The 18,927-nt window shown below is 56.1% G+C and carries 19 protein-coding genes; 2 read left to right on the plus strand and 17 right to left on the minus strand.

Features of this window, described 5'->3' with window-relative positions; genetic code table 11:
* Positions 1 to 125 precede the first annotated feature (125 nt).
* The 8 genes from ACFFIY_RS13785 to ACFFIY_RS13820 all read right to left on the minus strand — a co-directional run bounded on the left by ACFFIY_RS13785 (position 126) and on the right by ACFFIY_RS13820 (position 8,862).
* A complete protein-coding gene (locus ACFFIY_RS13785; protein ID WP_354199279.1) occupies positions 126 to 1,223 on the minus strand; it encodes a M24 family metallopeptidase in 1,098 nt (365 codons plus the stop codon).
* 18 nt (positions 1,224 to 1,241) lie between these two features.
* Positions 1,242 to 1,586, minus strand: coding sequence for a DUF3899 domain-containing protein (locus ACFFIY_RS13790; protein ID WP_354199281.1), 345 nt, complete (start codon positions 1,584 to 1,586; stop codon positions 1,242 to 1,244).
* Positions 1,583 to 3,580, minus strand: coding sequence for an ABC transporter ATP-binding protein (locus ACFFIY_RS13795; protein ID WP_354199283.1), 1,998 nt, complete (start codon positions 3,578 to 3,580; stop codon positions 1,583 to 1,585). Before ACFFIY_RS13795 ends, ACFFIY_RS13790 begins: the two co-directional genes overlap by 4 nt.
* 15 nt (positions 3,581 to 3,595) lie before the next feature.
* Entirely contained in the window at positions 3,596 to 4,609 is a 1,014-nt protein-coding gene (opp3C, locus tag ACFFIY_RS13800) for an oligopeptide ABC transporter permease (RefSeq protein WP_354199314.1), read from the minus strand.
* Complete coding sequence (opp3b, locus tag ACFFIY_RS13805; RefSeq protein WP_354199285.1) at positions 4,602 to 5,540, minus strand: oligopeptide ABC transporter permease; 939 nt, start codon at positions 5,538 to 5,540, stop codon at positions 4,602 to 4,604. The genes opp3C and opp3b overlap by 8 nt, the downstream gene beginning before the upstream one ends.
* Before the next feature lie 48 nt (positions 5,541 to 5,588).
* Positions 5,589 to 7,256: a peptide ABC transporter substrate-binding protein gene (locus tag ACFFIY_RS13810; protein ID WP_354199287.1), complete on the minus strand. Its 1,668-nt coding sequence runs from the start codon at positions 7,254 to 7,256 to the stop codon at positions 5,589 to 5,591.
* A 72-nt stretch (positions 7,257 to 7,328) separates the two neighbouring features.
* Positions 7,329 to 8,366 (minus strand): proline racemase family protein, encoded by a 1,038-nt coding sequence (locus ACFFIY_RS13815; protein WP_354199289.1) that lies wholly within the window; start codon positions 8,364 to 8,366, stop codon positions 7,329 to 7,331.
* Positions 8,367 to 8,484: 118 nt separating this feature from the next.
* The gene (locus tag ACFFIY_RS13820; RefSeq protein ID WP_354199291.1) at positions 8,485 to 8,862 is read right to left on the minus strand and encodes a DUF5362 family protein; all 378 of its coding nucleotides are present in this window, start codon (positions 8,860 to 8,862) and stop codon (positions 8,485 to 8,487) included.
* A 139-nt stretch (positions 8,863 to 9,001) separates the two neighbouring features.
* Here ACFFIY_RS13820 and ACFFIY_RS13825 point away from each other — a divergent pair, with 139 nt between their 5' ends.
* On the plus strand, positions 9,002 to 10,357 hold the full coding sequence (locus ACFFIY_RS13825; protein WP_354199293.1) for an amidase: 1,356 nt from the start codon (positions 9,002 to 9,004) through the stop codon (positions 10,355 to 10,357).
* A 38-nt stretch (positions 10,358 to 10,395) separates the two neighbouring features.
* Here ACFFIY_RS13825 and ACFFIY_RS13830 read toward each other — a convergent pair whose 3' ends face one another.
* The 9 genes from ACFFIY_RS13830 to ACFFIY_RS13870 all read right to left on the minus strand — a co-directional run bounded on the left by ACFFIY_RS13830 (position 10,396) and on the right by ACFFIY_RS13870 (position 17,818).
* A complete protein-coding gene (locus ACFFIY_RS13830; RefSeq protein ID WP_354199295.1) occupies positions 10,396 to 10,974 on the minus strand; it encodes a divergent PAP2 family protein in 579 nt (192 codons plus the stop codon).
* Positions 10,975 to 11,046: 72 nt separating this feature from the next.
* Complete coding sequence (locus tag ACFFIY_RS13835) at positions 11,047 to 11,688, minus strand: HAD family hydrolase (protein ID WP_354199297.1); 642 nt, start codon at positions 11,686 to 11,688, stop codon at positions 11,047 to 11,049.
* Positions 11,685 to 13,034: an MATE family efflux transporter gene (locus ACFFIY_RS13840; protein WP_354199299.1), complete on the minus strand. Its 1,350-nt coding sequence runs from the start codon at positions 13,032 to 13,034 to the stop codon at positions 11,685 to 11,687. Before ACFFIY_RS13840 ends, ACFFIY_RS13835 begins: the two co-directional genes overlap by 4 nt.
* Before the next feature lie 123 nt (positions 13,035 to 13,157).
* Positions 13,158 to 13,874, minus strand: coding sequence for a DUF2812 domain-containing protein (locus ACFFIY_RS13845; protein WP_354199301.1), 717 nt, complete (start codon positions 13,872 to 13,874; stop codon positions 13,158 to 13,160).
* Positions 13,871 to 14,188: a PadR family transcriptional regulator gene (locus tag ACFFIY_RS13850; protein ID WP_098049690.1), complete on the minus strand. Its 318-nt coding sequence runs from the start codon at positions 14,186 to 14,188 to the stop codon at positions 13,871 to 13,873. Before ACFFIY_RS13850 ends, ACFFIY_RS13845 begins: the two co-directional genes overlap by 4 nt.
* Before the next feature lie 147 nt (positions 14,189 to 14,335).
* The gene (locus ACFFIY_RS13855; protein WP_354199304.1) at positions 14,336 to 14,848 is read right to left on the minus strand and encodes a hypothetical protein; all 513 of its coding nucleotides are present in this window, start codon (positions 14,846 to 14,848) and stop codon (positions 14,336 to 14,338) included.
* Positions 14,849 to 14,966: 118 nt separating this feature from the next.
* Positions 14,967 to 15,746, minus strand: coding sequence for a putative hydro-lyase (locus ACFFIY_RS13860; RefSeq protein WP_354199306.1), 780 nt, complete (start codon positions 15,744 to 15,746; stop codon positions 14,967 to 14,969).
* Between the two features lie 24 nt (positions 15,747 to 15,770).
* A complete protein-coding gene (locus ACFFIY_RS13865) occupies positions 15,771 to 16,259 on the minus strand; it encodes a hypothetical protein (protein ID WP_354199308.1) in 489 nt (162 codons plus the stop codon).
* A 254-nt stretch (positions 16,260 to 16,513) separates the two neighbouring features.
* The gene (locus ACFFIY_RS13870) at positions 16,514 to 17,818 is read right to left on the minus strand and encodes a Zn-dependent hydrolase (protein ID WP_354199310.1); all 1,305 of its coding nucleotides are present in this window, start codon (positions 17,816 to 17,818) and stop codon (positions 16,514 to 16,516) included.
* A 96-nt stretch (positions 17,819 to 17,914) separates the two neighbouring features.
* Here ACFFIY_RS13870 and ACFFIY_RS13875 point away from each other — a divergent pair, with 96 nt between their 5' ends.
* Positions 17,915 to 18,826, plus strand: a complete 912-nt coding sequence (locus tag ACFFIY_RS13875) for a ketopantoate reductase family protein (protein WP_354199312.1) — start codon at positions 17,915 to 17,917, stop codon at positions 18,824 to 18,826.
* Positions 18,827 to 18,927: the final 101 nt, after the last annotated feature.

Genomic DNA, 18,927 nt, shown 5'->3' on the forward strand with positions numbered 1-18,927 from the left:
CAAGGTCTTCGTCAAAAGGCGGACAACAGACACCGTCAATTGCCGGACTTTAAAGCGCGTCAGTAACACCCTCCTTCAACCGAAAAGGGACCATCCGGATCTTCTCCGGATGGTCCCTTCTTCTTTTATTTCCCGGCCGGTGACCCTTCCAGGATCACCAACTCTTTCGTTGACGGCGTGAGCACTTCGCAGCCGTCTTCGGTGATTAGTAGCACGTCTTCCACACGTGCTCCGCCGACGCCCGGCAGATAAATGCCGGGTTCGATCGTGATCACCATGCCCGGCTGGAGGACTTTTTCCGTGTCCACCGAGAACAGCGGCTTTTCGTGGACTTCCAGGCCGATGCCGTGTCCGGTGCCGGTTCCGGAGCGTTCGTTGTATCCGCTTTCGATCAGGACCTCCCGCATTTTCGCGTCAACTTCTGTGTCGGTCATGCCCGGCTTGATCTGGCTTCGGCAGTTCATGAACGACCGCAGCACGACGTCCTGGATTTCCAGCATTTTCTCGTCTGGCTGTCCGACCGCCACGACCCGCGAAATATCCGACCAATAGCCTTCGTAATTCGCCCCGAAGTCGATCGTGATCATGTCGCCGTCCTCGATCACCTTGTCGCTCGCCCGGCCATGCGGCATTGACGAACGGACGCCCGACGCGACAATCGGATAGAACCCGACCGAATGTCCGCCTTGTTCCTTGATGAACCGGACGAGCTCATCCGCCACGTCCGTCTCTTTCTGCCCGGGCCGGATGAACCCGAGAATATGTTCGAACGCCTCATCCGTGATCTTGGAGGCAACACGGAGCTTCTCGATCTCCTCGGGCGTCTTGATCATCCGGATATTTTCAATCAAGTCATACGTCGGAACGAGTTCCGCCCCCGTCTGGCCTTTGAGCCGATCGAAGTTTCCGACGCTCACGTGCTGCTGTTCGAACCCGACGCGCTTCAGCCCGTGCTTTTCAATCTCACGCGCCACTTCATCATAAATTTTCTGCTTGTGCCCGGTATGCTCGGCGTGAAGCACGACTTCAAGCCCCGTCTGCTCACCGGCCTGTTCAAAGTACCGGTAATCCGTAATGAATTCCGCCTTGTCGCGGGTGACCAGAACGACACCGTTGCTGCCTGTAAAGCCCGACACATACCGCCGGTTCCATTCCCCCGTAATAATCATTCCATCCAGCCCTAGCCGGTCCATTTCCGTACGGATGGTTTCGTAGTGACCCATTTCCCCATCTCCTTTGATTTAATAAAGATAAAATCCGTTGACGGCCGTTCCGCAGATCAACAAACTTCCTAAAACAACAGCAAGTTTGAATGCATCGTTCTTTTTCGCCGGTTCGGCCGTTTCCTCCCCGTCCGTCATCCCGGACACATAGGCTTCCACCTTTGACGATTGGCGGCGGAATGATTTGAAGGAGCGGATAAATCCGTCAAACACGCCTGAACGAACCACCTGCACGGCGCCTCCCACCCAAAACAGGCCGGCTCCGAACAAGAATAGCGGATCCGCAAGTTTCCCTCCCGAGACAACGTCGGCTGCCAGAAGCAACACGGCAGGAATCAAACACACGAGCAGCAATCGCTTCATACCAGTTCCCCCTCCGGCAACAAGCGGTCACCGGCCAAGTTTCCGGCAGCATGGCGGGACGCCTCTTCCTCTGAGCAAAGAAGCCAATGGCCCGGTGTTACTTCGAGGAACCGGTCTTCTTCCGAGTGCACGAACTCCGCCTTCTCCATCCGCTCTCTTGACCGGGTGGCGTGGGGATCGGCAACCGGGATGGCCGACAGGAGAGACCGGGTATATGGGTGCAGCGGATTTTCATACAGTTCGTCGCTATCCGCCACCTCCACGAGACGGCCCTTGTACATGACCCCGACCCGGTCGCTGATATAGCGGACCATCGACAAATCGTGTGCGATGAAAATATAGGTGAGCCCTTTTTCCTTCTGCAGCTTTTTCAGCAAGTTCACGACCTGTGCCTGGATCGACACATCAAGCGCCGAGATCGGTTCATCGGCGATGATCAGATCCGGCTCCACGGCCAATGCCCTGGCGATGCCGATGCGCTGCCGCTGCCCGCCGCTGAATTCATGGGGATAGCGGTTGGCATGCTCTTTCGCCAAACCGACCGTCTCGAGCAGTTGATGCACCTTTTCCATCCGCTCTTTCCGGTCAGAGTAGAGCCGGTGGATATCCATTCCTTCGGCGATGATGTCGGCGACCGTCCAGCGCGGATTGAGGGAAGAATAAGGATCCTGGAAGACCATCTGGATTTTCTTCTTCAACTCAGATTGCTTCATGGAGCGCACGTCTTCTCCCATATACCGGACCTCTCCTCCGGACCGGGGATTGAGCCCGATGATCGTCCGGCCGGTGGTTGACTTTCCGCAGCCCGATTCCCCGACAAGCCCGAATGTTTCTCCCTTGAACACATCCAGGGAAATCCCGTCCACCGCCTTCACGGTGTGCTTTTTGTTGATTTGGAAATGCTGCTTCAAATCACGAATTTCAAGAAGCTTTTCCGTCCGGTCCGGAGCCGGGACTTCTTCAGCGGATGCATGCAGCTCCCCTTTAATCTTCATCTGTTCAATCCGGAGGGCAGCCTTCTTGGCCTTTTCATGCAGCAGCCATGTTGCCGCGGAGTGGGTATCGCTCACCTTGAACATCGGCGGGGCCTTCTCGAAGTCAATCTTCAACGCATGTTCATTGCGCTCCGCAAAGGCGTCTCCTTTGGGCGGATAAAGGAGGTTCGGCGGCGAGCCCGGAATCGTCTTTAATTCGTCGCTGCCGAGTTTCAAATCCGGCATCGCCTCAAGGAGCCCTTTCGTATACGGGTGCTGGGGATTGTAAAACACTTCGTCCGTCTTGCCGATCTCCACGATTTTCCCCGCATACATGACCGCGACCCGGTCCGCAACCTCCGCCACAACGCCGAGATCATGCGTGATGAAAAGAAACGAGGTGCCGGTCCGGTCCCGCAAATCTTTGATCAGGTCCAGAATCTGGGCCTGGACTGAAACATCGAGTGCAGTCGTCGGCTCATCCGCGATGACGATTTCCGGGTTGCAGGCAAGGGCCATTGCGATGACCACGCGCTGCTGCATGCCACCTGAAAATTGATGCGGATAAAGCGCCGCCCTCTCCTCCGCGTCCGGAATGCCGACCAGGTTCAGGAGCTCCAGCATCTTCACCTCGGCCTCTTTGCGGGACACTTTCTGATGGGTCAGCATCCCTTCCATGATCTGCTTTTTCACGGGCATCGTCGGATTCAGCGAAGTCATCGGATCCTGAAAGATGATAGAGATTTCCGCGCCGCGGAGCGACCGCATGCGCTTCTTGCTGAACTTGGTGACGTCTTCGCCTTTATAGAGAATGCTGCCAGCCTTTACGCGCCCCGCAGGTTTTGGCACGAGTCCTGCCAGGCTTTTTGACATGACCGACTTGCCGGATCCGGACTCCCCGACGACGGCGAGGATCTCACCGCGCTGGAGGTCAAACTCCACTCCGCGGACCGCCTGGACTTCTCCGGCATCCGTATCAAATGAAACGTTCAAGTTGTTCACCGAAAGAATGGTTTCCATCGTCCGTCCTCCTCCTTATTTGCGCATTCTCGGATCCAGCGAATCCCGCAGCCCGTCCCCGAGCAGATTGAAGCTTACCATGATCAGGCTGATGATGATCGACGAGAACATGAGCAGATGCGGATAGATCTTCATCATCTTGAACCCGTCATTGACGAGCGTTCCGAGTGAAGCGATCGGCGGCTGAAGGCCGAGTCCGATAAAGCTGAGGAACGCTTCCGTAAAGATCGCAGTTGGAATCGTGAACATGGTTGTGATGATGATCGGTCCGAGCGTATTCGGAATCAGATGGCCGCCCATGAGCCGGGCATCACCCGCTCCGAGCGTCCGTGAAGCCAGCACGAACTCCTGGTTTTTCAGCTTCAGCACTTGTCCCCTGACAATCCGGGCCATGTTCACCCAGCCGGTGATCACCATGGCAAGCGTGATTGAAATGATTCCCGGTTGCAGCACAAGGATGAGCAGGATCACAACGATGAGACTCGGGATTCCGATCAGTACTTCGATGATCCGTTGCATCACATTGTCCACCCGGCCGCCGTAATAGGCCGAGATGCTGCCGTAGGCGACGCCGAGCACCAGATCCAGCGCAGCGGCAAGAAACGCGATATAAAGTGAAATCCTTGTTCCTTCCCAGATCCTCGTCCAAATGTCCCGTCCGAGACTGTCCGTCCCGAACCAGTAATAATCCTCGACTGCTTTCGCTTCGTACTGATCAACACCTCGGATATCCGCCCCGCTCATGCCGAGCCAAGATATCTTCTCAAGCCCCGGAACCTTCGGAGGCAAATTGGCATGCTCAAGATTTTGGTCATCGAAGCCGTGTGAGTTCATGTACGGGCCCGCCACCGCCAGGAACAGGATGAGCCCGATCATGATCAGCCCGGCGAATGCTCCTTTGTTTTTCCGCAGCCGTCCCCAGGAATCCTTCCAATACGAGGTGGAAGGAACAGACGCCCGCGCCTGCTTTTTGCGACCTTCCTCACCAGACAGCTCAAATAACTCATCATGCAATTCAGCATCATCCATTCGCACGGCTTCCACCTCCTGTCAGACGGATCCTCGGGTCGATGAGGACATACAAAATGTCAACAACGAACACGATGAGGATAAAGAAAAAGCTGTAGAACAGCGTGACGCCCATGATCACCGGATAGTCGTTGGTCAGAATGGACTTGACGAACTGCTCACCGAGCCCCGGGATGCTGAAAATCTGTTCGACGACAAGCGTCCCGGTCATCAGCGAAACTGCAAGCGGGCCGAGGATCGTCACGATCGGGATCATCGCATTGCGGAGCGCATGGCGGATGATCAGAAGCGACTCGCGAATTCCTTTTGCCCGGGCGGTCACGATGTAATCATTGCCGAGCACATCGAGCATTTCATTTCTCATGAAGCGGGCGATTGTCGCCACGACAAATGCGGCTAGCGCAATCGTCGGCAGAATGGAGTATTCAAACCCTTCCCAGAATGCGACAGGAAGCCACTGGAGGCGGACGCCGACCCAGTATTGAAGCAATCCGGCAAACACGAAATTCGGAATCGACAGCCCGAGTACGGCAATGATCATGGAGCCGTAATCGAGAAACGTGTTGTGCTTCAACGCCGCAATGATGCCGAGCAGCAGGCCGAGCACCGTTCCGGCGATCAGCGACTGGGCACCGAGAATTGCCGACACCCCGATCCGTTCACCGATGATGCTCGTCACCGACCGGCCGTCAAACTGGAAGCTGACTCCAAGATCACCGGCGAGCAAATTGCCCAGATACTTGAAATACTGAACGGCCAGCGGCTCATCCAATCCATACCGTTTGGCCATCATCGCCTTCTGCGCGGCCGACAGCCGTTCATCATTGAACGGCGAGCCGGGCAGCGTATGCATCAGGAAGAAGGTGAATGTTGCGATCAGCAGAAACGTGAACAGCATGTATCCGAATCTGCTGAAAACGTATTTTTTCATCTTCTCTCACCCTCCCGTCTGAGTGATTAAATTCGTTTTTGAAAGGAATTACTTTTCGACAGTCGTCCACTTGTAGGTGAATGTGGAGTTCCCGTGAGCCGCAAAGCCTTTTACGTACGGCTTGATCAGACGCGCGGATCCTGCCTGGTACAGGGGTGAAATGGCGGCTTCTTCCCCGATCAAGATGTTCTCCGCTTCCTGAAGCTCTTTGTAACGGCCCATTTCATCGGTGAAGTCCGTCTGTGCCTTCTTCAAAATTTCATCGTAGCGGTCATTTTTAAAGTCCTGCCAGTTGTAGGCGCCGTCCGATTGGAACACAGTGAGGAACTCCACCGGATCAGCCACATCATTGCGCCAGCCGGAATAGCTCAGGTCATAGTCCTGGTTGGCCTCCAAATCAATCTTCTGTTTGTTTGGCTGCTGATTGATTTTGATCGTCAGACCGGGTAGATTCTTCTCCAGCTGATTTTTCATGAACTCGGCGACCGACTTGCGCTGTTCGTCATCGTAGCTGAGCATCTCAAACGTCAATTCCTGAACCCCCAGCTCGTCCAGCCCTTTTTGCCAAAGCGCCTGCGCGTCTTCAATCGTGCCTTTGTTCAAATCACCATATGCGTCTCGGAAATCCGCCCCGTCCGGCAATTCGACAAACCCTGGGAAGACGAGGAAATAAGCGGGAATGGCTCCGTTTTTCAAAATCATTTTGGTAGCCTGCTCTTTATCCCAGCCCATATCCAGCGCTTTCCGGATGTTCGTGTTTTGAAGTTGTTCATTGCGCTGATTGATTCTCATGAAATACACTTCAGACTTAAGCGAGGTGTTGTATTCGTCACTGTCCTGATACACGTCGATGAACTCAGAAGACAGGTTTGCCACATCGACAGTGTCGGTCTCGTACAGATTCACCTCGGTGGCGGTGTCTTTTGTTACCTTGACTTCGACTTCATCAAGCTGGACAGTGTCCTGATCCCAATATTGATCGTTTTTCTTCAGCACCCATTTTGCATCATGATCCCAGCTGCTGAGAACAAACGGGCCATTGTACACCATTGTGTCTGCTTCCAGCGCATACTTATCGCCTTGGGATTTTACATATTCCTCCGGCTGCGGATAGAAAACCGGGTGAGACAGCAATTCTGTAAAGTACGGCACTGCATTTTCCAATTCCACTTCGAGCGTGTAATCATCCGCTGCTTTCACCCCAAGCTCGTCCACTTTCCCGTAAGACGGTGAATCCGGATCCTGGATGCCATCCGCGCCTTTTATGGCCCCCATCAGGTACGCATGAGGCGAAACCGTGTCAGGATGAAGCGCTTTCTTCCATGCGTAGACAAAGTCATGAGCCGTTGTCGGTTCCCCGTTGCTCCATAGTGCATCCTGCTTCAGCTTGAACGTATAATGGAGCCCATCCTCACTCACTTCATAATCGTCAATCACACCGGGGACCACCTTGTCATTCTGATCCAGGCGGAAAAGCCCTTCCACCACGTTTTGAAGAACGGTTTGCGACAGGCCGTCCATCGAGCCGTTCGTCTGAAGCGTCGGAATCTCACCGCCCGCCGCGAGATGGAGGACTTGCTTGCCGCTGCTTGCCGCTTTGTCACCCGTTCCGGCACTGCTGTCCTTTTCTGCTTCCCCGCCTCCTCCGTAACATCCGGCCAGAAGCAGCATGCCTGCCAATACCGACGTTCCGAATATCCGCTGATTCCATTTCATGAATTTTCCCTCCTCATACTGTTTAGATTCTTAGACACTTTGCAACGTTGTGTATAATAAACTGACATCTCTCTAGTCCCGCGCTTGAACGGTCTCCCTCTCCGTTTCCTCCAATAAAAACCCTTCCGGCAGTTCGTCTTCCGGGTCCAGGAGAAACTGGTGAATGCCTGTCAGATAACCGTTTCCGGTGATTTCCGGAACCACCGCGGCTTGGTCGCCGACCTTTGTCAGAGACAGGATGGTGCCCTTGAACTGGCCGTCGGTAATGCTTTCATGGACAAAGCTTTCTCCTTCCGCCAGCTGTCCGTGGGCATGAAGGCTCGCCAGGCGTGCGCATGTGCCGGTGCCGCAAGGGGAACGGTCAATCTGCTCGTCGGCGAAGACGGTGACGTTGCGCAGATCGGACGTCGGCTTCTTCGGCCGGTCTGAGTAAATGACCCCGTAAATGCCTGTCAATCCCGGCTCGAACGGATGCACGACGTCGACCTGCCGCTCAGCTTCCTTCTTGATCTTCGTCGCCCACTTCTGCAGCTCCGGAAGGTCCCGGTTTTCAACGGACAGCCCCAGCTGTGCAGAGTCGAAAATGACATAAAACGCACCGCCGAATGAAATATCCACCGTCAGCGACCGTCCGTCCACTTCAAGCTGCAGATCCTTTTCCAGAACGAATGACGGCACGTTCTCAAACGACACGGACCGCACATTCGTCCCGTCGAACTCCGCACGCGCGACCACCCGTCCGGCGGGGCTGTCGATCACGAACTTCCCGCTTTCTTCATTCATTTCAAAGCGTCCGGTTTCGATGCCCATCGTCAGGACACCGATGATGCCGTGGCCGCACATTGTGCTCCAGCCTTCGTTGTGCATGAACAGCACCCCGAAGTCCGACCCCTCTTCGGCCGGCGGCGTGATGATGCATCCGTACATTCCGTGATGGCCGCGCGGCTCCAGCATGAGCGTCTTCCGGATGCCGTCGAGATGCTCCATGCAGTATGAACGCCGTTCCAACTGGGTCTTTCCCTTGATTTCCGGCAGTCCGTCCGTAATGATCCTCAGCGGCTCCCCCGCCACATGGACATCCACCGTGGAAAACATTTTGTTGATTCGCATGTCTTTCCCCCTCCTCTATTGGTTGAACAGATATCTTGCAATTATCTTGCCAACTTTCAGAATTAACTTTTTAAAACATAAAAAAAGCAACCCGCCTGAACGGATTGCCCTGCCTGATTTAAAATCCATTATTGAAACTCGAGAAGATGAACACGCCCATGATCAGGAAGATGAGGATCCCCCCGACCACACTGACGACTGCCATGATGAAGCTGATGAACAAAAAAAGTCCGTAATGATGAAGAAGATCGCTGAGCGCACGGGAGTCTCCGCCCCTGCGGATGGCCGCGGCCGCGTCGCCGGTCTTGTAGATGAGCCAGCCGAGGAACACCGAGATGGCGCCCGGAATGGCACCGACGATAAAGTAAAAAAGGCCGCCGATCGCCGAAAGCGCCCCGGCGATCATCATAATGATCCCCATGACCTTCCCCCAAGTCGCAATCCGCTGAAGGCCTTTCTGCGCAATCGCCTCTTCGCTGAATGACTGTTGTTGCATGAATTTCACCCCCTTGCCATCCTATATCCCAACTTATGTATGGATAAGCCCATTGTATCCCATCCCCCTCACCGGGAACAGCCGCCGGGTGGACTTTCTTTCAGACTTCCCGTACCCTTGCGCAAAGGGGGAATCCGACATGAAACTGACTCAGGCAATCCGGGGAATCAAAGAAGAGAACCTGTCCCCGCTGGATCTCGCCCGGGAGGCGCTGGACGCGGTCGACCGGGAAAACCGGGAATTAAACGCGCTGATCACCGTCTGTGAAGAAGAAGCGCTCGAGGAAGCCGCGCTGCTCACCCGCGAACAGGATGAAGGCCGCCTGCGCGGGCCGCTGCACGGCATTCCGGTTGTTGTGAAAGACATGATCGAGACGAAAGGCATCCGGACGACGATGGGTGCCAAAATCTTCGAATCGTTCATCCCGGACGAAGACGCAGCGGTCGTCCGCAGGCTGAGGGATGCCGGTGCCATCATCATCGGAAAAGCGAACACCCACGAGTTCGCCTATGGCCCGACCGGGGATGTGTCTCACTTTGGACCGGTCCGGAATCCGTATGACCGGGAGAAAATATCCGGCGGATCCAGCAGCGGGTCGGCGGCCGCCGTCGCTTCAGGCATGGCGATTGCCGGCATCGGGACGGACACCGGCGGATCGGTGCGGATCCCGTCGTCTGCCTGCGGCCTCACCGGCATGAAGCCGACATTCGGCCGCATCAGCAAGCGGGGCATTTTTCCGCTTGCCGACACGCTCGACCACCCGGGGCCGATCACGGATGGCGTGGAAGCGAACGCAGTGCTGCTGAATGTGCTGTCCGGATACGATCCGGCAGACCCCCATTCGTTGAATGAAACCCCGCCTGACTTCACGGCAGAACTCCATTTAGGCATTGAAGGCATGACAATCGGCCTGCCCGCTCCGTATTACAAAGACATCGATCCTGAAATCGAATCAGCGGTCCGGCACGCCGCCGACCGGTTCCGCTCGCTCGGCGCATCGGTCATCGACGTCGGCATTCCGGCAATGCCGGACATCATGCATGCCCAGATGGTCACCATCCAGGCCGAAGCCGCGGCCGTGCACCGGCAACTCATGGAAGAACAGCCGGACGGCTACTCGCCGGAAGTGCTGGCGCGCATCGCGGAAAGCGTGAAGCTCCAGGCTTGGAACTACGTCCAGGTCCAGCAGAAAAGACAGCGGCTGGCCGATGCCTACAATGAAGTGTTTGAACAAGCGGATGTGCTGCTTGCCCCGACGCTGCCGATTTTGCCGACCGACATCGGACAGCGCGTCGTAACCGTGAACGGCAAAGGAATGGACGTCGTGCCCTCGCTTCTGCGGCTCACCTCCCCGACAAATTTCACCGGCAATCCCAGCTTGTCCGTGCCGTGCGGATTTTCGGAAACCGGGCTCCCGATCGGCATGCAGCTCATCGGCAGGCACGGCGAAGAAGAGAAACTGTACCGGTTTGGACATGCGTTTGAACAATTATAAAAAAAGGCTTTCCGGTTTGAATCACCGGAAAGCCTTTTTCATGAATCCAGATGATCGGTGCGGCGGCCGCGCGCCTGCTCCATCTCGCGTTCGCGGTTCTCGATCTTCGCCATCGTGTAGCCAAGACCGGCGCCGAACAGCCCGCCGACAAGCACTTCCAGCGGCTGGTGGCCGAGCAGTTCCTTCAGTTCCTTTTCCTGCTCCACGTATTCGAGGCTCGGAAACTCGCCCGACAGCTTGACAAAATTGTCCTCCAGATCATTCACAAGCTTTGCGATTTCGCCGGTGTGCCGGCGGATCCCCTGCGCGTCATACATGACAATCGTGCCGAACACGACGGCGAGCGCCGTTTCCGTATGCCGCGCTCCTTTGTTCGACGCCACATACGCCGCAAGCGCGGACACCCCGGCAGAGTGGGAGCTCGGCATGCCGCCGGTCGTGAACGCCTGCTTAAGATCCCATTTCCCGGTCACGGCCTTATGCGTGAAAATCTTCAGCCCCTGCGCAATCCCGATCGCTCCGAAAGCCGTCAGGATTCCCCGGTTCATCTGGCGAACCTGCTTCACCGGATTCGTTTCGGCAAGCGCTTTGGCTTGATATCTTGTTTTTGGTTTCATCATGGCCTCCTGTGCTCTGAATGACGTCATGATTCCTTACCCTGTTTCGAGCCGGAATGATCAATCGTCGGATCAATCACTGCGGGGCTTCTCCAGCATCGCGGACAACTCCCCGATCCTTCCGATCTTTGCGTCCCACTCTTCCGGATCGCCGAATCCATACGCAGCCCAGACGAACGGGACGCCGGCCTGCCGCGCAGCTTTCCGGTCGCCTTCCGTATCGCCGACATAGACGGGGCCTTTCAATCCGTTCCGTTCGACGACGAGCCGGATATTGTCGCCTTTCGGCAGACCCGTGCGGCCGGGGTTTTCATAGTCCTCGAAAAACCCCTCCAGCCCATGTGCCTTGAAAAACGCTTCAATGTAGCCATCCTGGCAGTTGCTGACGATGAAGAGCCGGAACCTCCGGGACAATTCTTCCAGCGCCTCTTCAAGCCCCGGATACAGCACGCCACCTGTTTCCGCCACCCGGTCATTTTCATGCCGGACGCACGCATCCATGAGCGCGGTCCGCTTCTCTTCTTCCAGATCCCCGAACAGGATCTCTCCGATTTCTTCGATCAGAAGACCCATCGTTTTCGTCAGGTCGTCCTCGGTCACTTCGCCCTGCACGCCCGGCGTTTCACGGATCACCTGCGTCCATGATTCCGCGACCGCCTTGCGGGAGTCCCACAGTGTGCCGTCGAGATCGAAAATAATGCTGTCTGCTTTCATGTCGGTTCCTCCTCGCTGATAGCCTTGATTTGACGCCAGCCGCCGTACCGGTAATAAAGAAAGGCGGCGATGCTGCTGATGGCAAAACTGATGCCCATGCCGAGTGCGATTCCCTTCTCGCCGTACCATCCGGCGAGAAGCCAGGTGAGCGGATAGCGCAGCACCCAGAATGAAATGATGTTGAGCACGAGCACCTGGAACATCGCGCCCGCCGCACGCACGGTGCCGTTCAAGATGAAGTTGATCCCGAGAAACGGGTAGAAAAACGCGATCATCTTCAGGTAATCCGCTCCGAATGCCACCGCTTCCGGCTCATCGATGAACAGCCCGATCCCGAACTCGGCGAACAGGAAAAGCACGGCTGCCAGGATGAGCATGGCGACGAGGTTGAAGAGGAACCCGTATTTGGTGATCCGGGCCACCCGGTCCCAGTTCCCGGCGCCGATGTTCTGCCCGGCCATCGAGTTGACCGCCGTGCCGAGCGCCTGTGCCGGCAGCATGATCAGGCTGTCGAGCCGCTGCGCCGCCCCGTAGCCCGCCACGACGGCCGGACCGAACGAAGCGACAACGCTCATGATCGCCATGATGCCCGCGGAAATGACGCTCATTTGAAGCCCAGCCGGAATGCCGAGCTTCAGGATGTCCTTCACTTCACGTGCATTCGGGATGGACGGCTTCGTGAACGGCACGAGCTTCTTCCGGCGGATATAGAGAAATCCGAATGCAAACGCGCCGCCCTGCGACACGATCGTCGCATATGCCGCCCCTTGGATCCCCAGGCCGAACCCGGAAATGAAGAGCGGATCGAGCACCGTATTCAACACGACCGCAGCCGTCACGAAATAAAGCGGCGTCTTGGAATCTCCCACCGACCGAAGCACCGTCGTGATGAAGTTATAGCCGAACAGGAACAACATGCCGATGAAGTTGATCTTCAGATAGCTGACGGCGAGCGGCATCATGACGTCCGGCGTCCCGAGCAGCCGCAGGACCGGGGTGGCCGCGGCGAACCCGACGAGTCCGAGCCCGATCGCCATCGCAGACATGAGCACGACGAATGCATTCAGATATCGCTTCAGGCCCGCCTCGCTTCCCCGCCCTTTCTGCTGGGACAGGATCGTCAGCGCCGCATTGTTCAGTCCGATCACAAACGAGAGCACCGTGAACAGCACCGTCGACGACAGCGACACCGCTCCGAGCGCATCCGCCCCGATCAGGTTCCCGACCCACAGGCTGTCGATAAGCTGATAAGAAACTTGAAGCAGGTTCGCAAGCAAGATCGGCCACGCGAATGAATACAGCTGCCGGGCGAGCGGACCGGTTGTAAAGTCATGCTGGGCGGCCATATCGGGGGGACCTCCTTCATGGGTTGTTTCTTCTTCTATCTTCGTCCAGAACGCCTTCCGGTGCAACTTGTAAACAAAAGCCGATCCCACCGAAAAATCGGCAGACCGGCTTGGTCGATTGAATTATTTAGCCCGGAGGCGGTTCGCGGAAGCCATCACCGCCCAGACAAGCAGAGGAAGCGCGAGAGCCCCGGCCAGCATGGAAAGAAACATTTTGACCGCAGCATTCGTATTGCTGAATCCGACGAAGGCGATCAGCGCTCCCATGACGATGAGGAAAGGCAACACTTTCGCCAGGCTGGCCGCTTTAATCCTGCCTGCCGCTTTCCACTTGTTCTCATACGCCGTGAGCGCAGTCCAGGCAGCGGGAACCGCCATAACGGTCAGGATGACTGCTGCGACGAAAAAGAATGCATTCAGGATTCCGGTGCTCAGGATGGCTCCCGCCCACGCAATTCCAGTCAGCAGGACGAGCGGAAGGGCCGCCTTTCCGATCCATGCACTGTTCCTGCCGTATTTCTCGACCGTCGTCTCTCGGTCGGTATAAAGCGGCTTCGTTCCGGCAGGCGCCCGGAACAAGTGAATAGTTGCAGCTGACGCAACATGCGACCATCCCGAGGAGTCAAATACATCCAGATACTCATCCTCCTCTCCGTCCTCCAAAGTCCGGTAATCAACGCTGTAAATGAAATCTGCAGGCTCCCCTTTCTCCAGTGTATAGCCCATGAATGCAAAATCCTTCAAGTGCCAACCTTCGCGGGAGAATCGCTGCAGTTTTTTCATGTCTTTCTCCTCCGAAAACGCCAGCCCGCCTGATGTGATGTACTTGGTCTTCTTCATTTCCCCGCCTCCTTCAGTCCGTTTTCTGCCAGTTGGATCATCAGCTTTCTAGTTTTCAAGTCTTCTTCCAGCACTTCCCTGCCCTTATCGGTGAGCAGGTACGTCTTCCTCCTCGAATCTGAGTCGTCATACAGGTAAATCCATTCACTTTTCAATAACTTCTTGATGATTGTATACATCGAGGCGGGCCCGATCGTGATGGCCCCTTCCGACGTCTCCTCAATCTGGCTCATGATGGCATAGCCATGCCGCGGCTGCGCCAGGACCGCCATGATATAAAACATCGAATCCGTCAGCTGTTCATTTTTGTTCAAGCTATTCCCCCCGCTCCTTATATCGTTAAGTGATATATCCAAAACCAATATAGCATGGTGGGCGGAAAGTTATCCATAGATATATCAAAAAATGATATAAAGACAAAAAGAACAGGCTCCGCCTCTGCGAAGCCTGCCCATTTAATTTTATCCCTTTGCCGGCGGTTCCCGTCTTTCTCTCCTCTCAATCAGCCATTCAAATGCAGAAATGACTGAAGCAACCCCGACGCCCAATATCAGACTTCCCCTTTCTTCCGCACCGAAAAGCCGGCAGATCGCAAAAAAGGCGAAACACCTGATCCCAAACAGGATCAAACTTTGAACCGGTCCATCCCCCGCAACTGCCCCGAGGATGACCGCGACCACCGAATCGAGTGTAAACAAATACGCGAAAATCGCCGTCGCCAGCAAAAGAAGACTCCAGCCGGAAAGATCAATCCCGAACACCAGACCGATTGTATGCACCGAGCCCATTACCGCCAGCAGGATTGCGGCCAGCGCACCGGCAGGAAACAGCGAAATCAAGCCCGACACGACCAGGGTCATGACGGCCGGCATCCGCTCCTCCCCGGTCTCCCGTTTGTTCGCCCTCCGGATGAACAAATAAATCGGCAGCAGGCAGACGAGCCAAGCCGACAAGGCAATCAGAAAAATCATCATAGAACCAAGCATCCAATCTATAAAGAGAGATACCTGTTATACGATATTGCCCGTGAATAAGTTTCAGGCTTTTCCTGAAGAACATCCCTCCAAACGGTGAACAGCGAACATCACCATTTCAGATCACCCCGAGGCTCTCCGTCTTCAGATCCGTCACGAACATATGCCCCGGCGCGTGGGTGATCATGAGCGCGGGCTTCGTATGCATGGCAACTGCCTGCGGGGTGACGCCGCATGCCCAGAACACCGGCGTTTCTCCTTCCCGGATGGTGACGGGATCGCCGTAGTCGGGCCGGGACAAGTCCTCGATGCCGATTTCTTCGGGATTTCCGATATGGACCGGTGCCCCGTGAACGGACGGGAATCGGCTCGTCACCTGAACGGCACGAACGATGTCTTCATTGCGGACCGGCCGCATCGAGACGACGGTCGGGCCGGAGAACCTGCCGGCCGGCACCGTCTCGATCGAAGTGCGGTACATTGGAACGTTCACGCCTTCCTCATTGTGCCGCATCAGGATGCCATTTCGGACCAGCGCTTCTTCGAACGTGAAGCTGCAGCCGATGAGGAATCCGACCAGATCGTCTCGCCAGTAATTCATCAGATCTGTTGGCTCATCGACGAGGGCTCCCTTTTCATATATTCGGTATTTCGGAATATCCGTCCGGAGATCCGCACCGGGCGCAGACAACTTTGGCACCGCCGAACCGACGTCCGTCACGTCGATGATCGGACACGGCTTCGGATTCCGCTGGCAAAACAGGAGAAAGTCGAACGCTTCCTCTTTCGGCAGCACGGCCAGGTTCGCCTGGACAAATCCTTCGCAAAATCCGGATGTCGGTCCTGTGTGGAGACCCGATCTGATTTGTTCCCGAAATTGATTTGCGGATAATACCATGGGACCAGCTCCTTTAAAGTGGAATCAAACAACAAAGAAACTGACGGCAACGACCGCGACCCCTGCAATCCATGTGTAAATCAGTTTCCGCTCGGCCGTCGTTTGCGGTTCGACCAAACGATGGACAACCGACAAAGCGAGCAGATTCATAATGAAGAGAAAATAAATACCGATCAAATACATCATCCATAAATGATCTTGAATGAGATCAGGCAACGGCGTCACCATGAGCAGGACCACCAGGATGACAGACGAGACAAGCAGCCAAAGAACAATGACCAGACTCATCTTGTTCCAGATCCGATGCTTCATGAACCCCGGATTCGCCTGGGAATAATGAAACAACAGCTGATTGCAGGCAACCAATGCCGCAGCAACCGCCAGGAATAAAACCAGGTGCCCCACGATTCCGGAAGATTCCGGCGGGAACTGCCTCATATATAAATCCAATCCAACCGCCAGCACCACGAGCAACCCCGCCACGAGCAGCTGTCTCCACCAATAAGTTTTCATCGAATCGCCCCCGGTTCTTATACGGCCGGGGAGAGTGGAAGATTCACGATGGGCACCCCGGTTTTCTGTTGCCACGATTTCCCGGGCGAGTTTCCGCGCCCGCTTTACGCCTTTTCGCGACCGCAATCCTCGCAGGTGAATTTCCGCGCCTGCTTAGGTGGTTTTCGCGCCCGCTTCGCATCTTTTCGCGCCTGCAATCCCCTGTTTCACCGCCGTCCGTCCCATTTTGATTCCGCTTCCCCTTCAGCAGTCCCTTACTCCCCCGCCATCTTCTCCATCTGCCGCTCCGCGAACTTCTTGAGCAGATGAACGCCGTGCAGGCAGTCGGTCAGGTCCGACCATTCCGCCGGGTTATGGCTCACACCGCCTTTGCTTTGTACGAAGATCATCGCCATCGGCACGTGGCGGCCGAGGATCATGGCGTCATGGCCCGCACCGCTCATCAATTCCATCACCTCGAGATCCAGCTCGCCGAATACTTCGCGCAGCTCAGCCCGGACTACCTCCGATACCGGGACCGGATCAATCGACGAAGCCAGCCGGAGATCGACGTTCACTCCCCGCTCTGCTGCGCAGCGTTGTGCGGTTTCGCGCACCTTGTCCACCAGCCCGTCACGCGAGGCCTTGTCAAGGTCCCGGATGTCCACTGTCAGTTCCACTTGCTCGGGAATGACATTCGTGCCGTTCGGCGACACATTCAGCCGGCCGACCGTCGCGACCGCCGTTTCGCTGAACGCCGCCGGAAGTGAACTCACCTCGGACACAAAGCGGCCCGCAGCGACAAGCGGATCCCGCCGGCCGGCCATCGGCGTATTGCCGGCATGTCCGGCGGACCCCCGGAACACGACGTCAAGCCATGCGGGACCTGCAATGCCCTTTACAATGCCCGCCGGCCGGTCCGCTTCTTCCAGCAGCTTCCCCTGTTCAATATGCACTTCCGCGTAAAACCCGATTTCATCCAAATCGCGGGCTGCTTTAAAAAACGACTCGGCCGAACTTCCGACGGCTTCAATCACTTCCGCGAACGAACGGCCCTCTTTGTCGGTCAGACTTTCCACCACTTCGCGGTCCAGATCACCCGTCATCGCCTGGCTGCCGAGAATGCCGGCCCCAAATCGCGACCCTTCCTCTTCAGAGAAAACCAATACTTCATAAGGCACTGGCGGCACGAAACCGGTCTCTTTCCAGGCTTCCGCCACTTCCAAAGCCGTGAGCACACCGAGCGGGCCGTCAAAATTCCCGCCGTTCGGTACGCTGTCCACATGCGAGCCGGCCGCAAATGCAGCGCCTTCCGTCTTGCCCGCAAGCCGGCCGATCACATTGCCCGCGCCGTCTTGGCGGACCTCAAAACCGGCTTCCGTCATCCACTCCATCACTTGCTGCTTCGCCCGCTTTTCTTCCATAGAAAATCCCGGCCGGTTGACGCCGCCGTCTTCCGTCCGCCCGATTTCCGACAGTACGGCGAGCCGCTCCGCCAGTCTCCCGCCGTTCACGCCGTCCAGATCCAGCGCACCCTCGTAATCTGCCAACAGCTTTTCTTTCAATGAACGCACGTCCATCTGCCATCCCTCCGAAACTAATAGTAGATTTCCAATCTTCCTTCTCTTCAATATGCTACACTTCTTTTAAGCGAAGCGAAAGGTGGGATAACCAGAATGAAATCCATCGAAAACGCCGCGCTCATCGGCCTCGGGGCCATCGGCGCGGCATACGGCGAAAAACTTCAGCAGCATCTAGGCGACCGGTTCTCCGTCCTTGTCGACCGGAGGCGGCTGGTCCGCTACAACGAACAGGGCCTCGCGATCAACGGACGCAGCGCCCGGTTCCGGTACAGTCCGATTGATGAAGCAGCCGGCCCGGCCGGCCTCATCTTGTTCGGCGTCAAAAATGACCAGTTGAAAGAGTCGATTGAAAGCGTCCGGCCGTTCGTTGGGCCAGAGACAATCCTCCTCCCGCTGCTCAACGGCATTTCGAGTGAAGACGAGCTGAAAGCCGCCTTCCCGGACAATGCCGTTCTGTACAGCATGTGCGTTGGCATCGATGCCCAGCGGAAAGACCGGGAGATCTCCTACTCCAAATTAGGAAAAATCGTCTTCGGCACGAAAGACGGCGAATACCCGGGAGCAGAAGCCGCCGTTCGGGAACTGTTCGAACAAGCAGAAGTCCCATTTGAAATTCCGGACGACATCTGGCGTGAAATGTGGTGGAAGTTCATGCTCAACGTCGGCATCAACCAGACGTCCGCCGTCCTGCGCGCCCCGTACTCCGTCTTCCAGAATGTGAAAAGCGCCCGCGACTGGCTTGAATCCGTCATGAACGAGGTCGTCCAGATCTCAAAGCCCGCCGGCGTCAACCTGACCGGCGCCGACATCCAGCGCGCCCGCCCTGTGCTCGAAAGCCTCGCACCCGAAGGCAAAACGAGCATGTTGCAGGACATCGAACACGGCCGCAAAACCGAAGTTGAATACATGGCCGGAAAAGTGATTGAGCTCGGAGAGAAATATGGTGTGGATGTGCCGGAGAACCGGCAGTTGTTGAAGGTGATTAGGATATTGGAGGAGATGTGATATTTAAAACCGTGTTGCGTAAAGGCAACACGGTTCAGACTGTAGACAAAGTGAGCCTAATGCTCCTTTGGCTACAGTTTTTCTTTTTCCTGAACATCCTT

This window comes from Bhargavaea ullalensis, assembly GCF_042432615.1.
In the GTDB taxonomy this organism is placed as follows: Bacteria; Bacillota; Bacilli; order Bacillales_A; family Planococcaceae; genus Bhargavaea; species Bhargavaea ullalensis.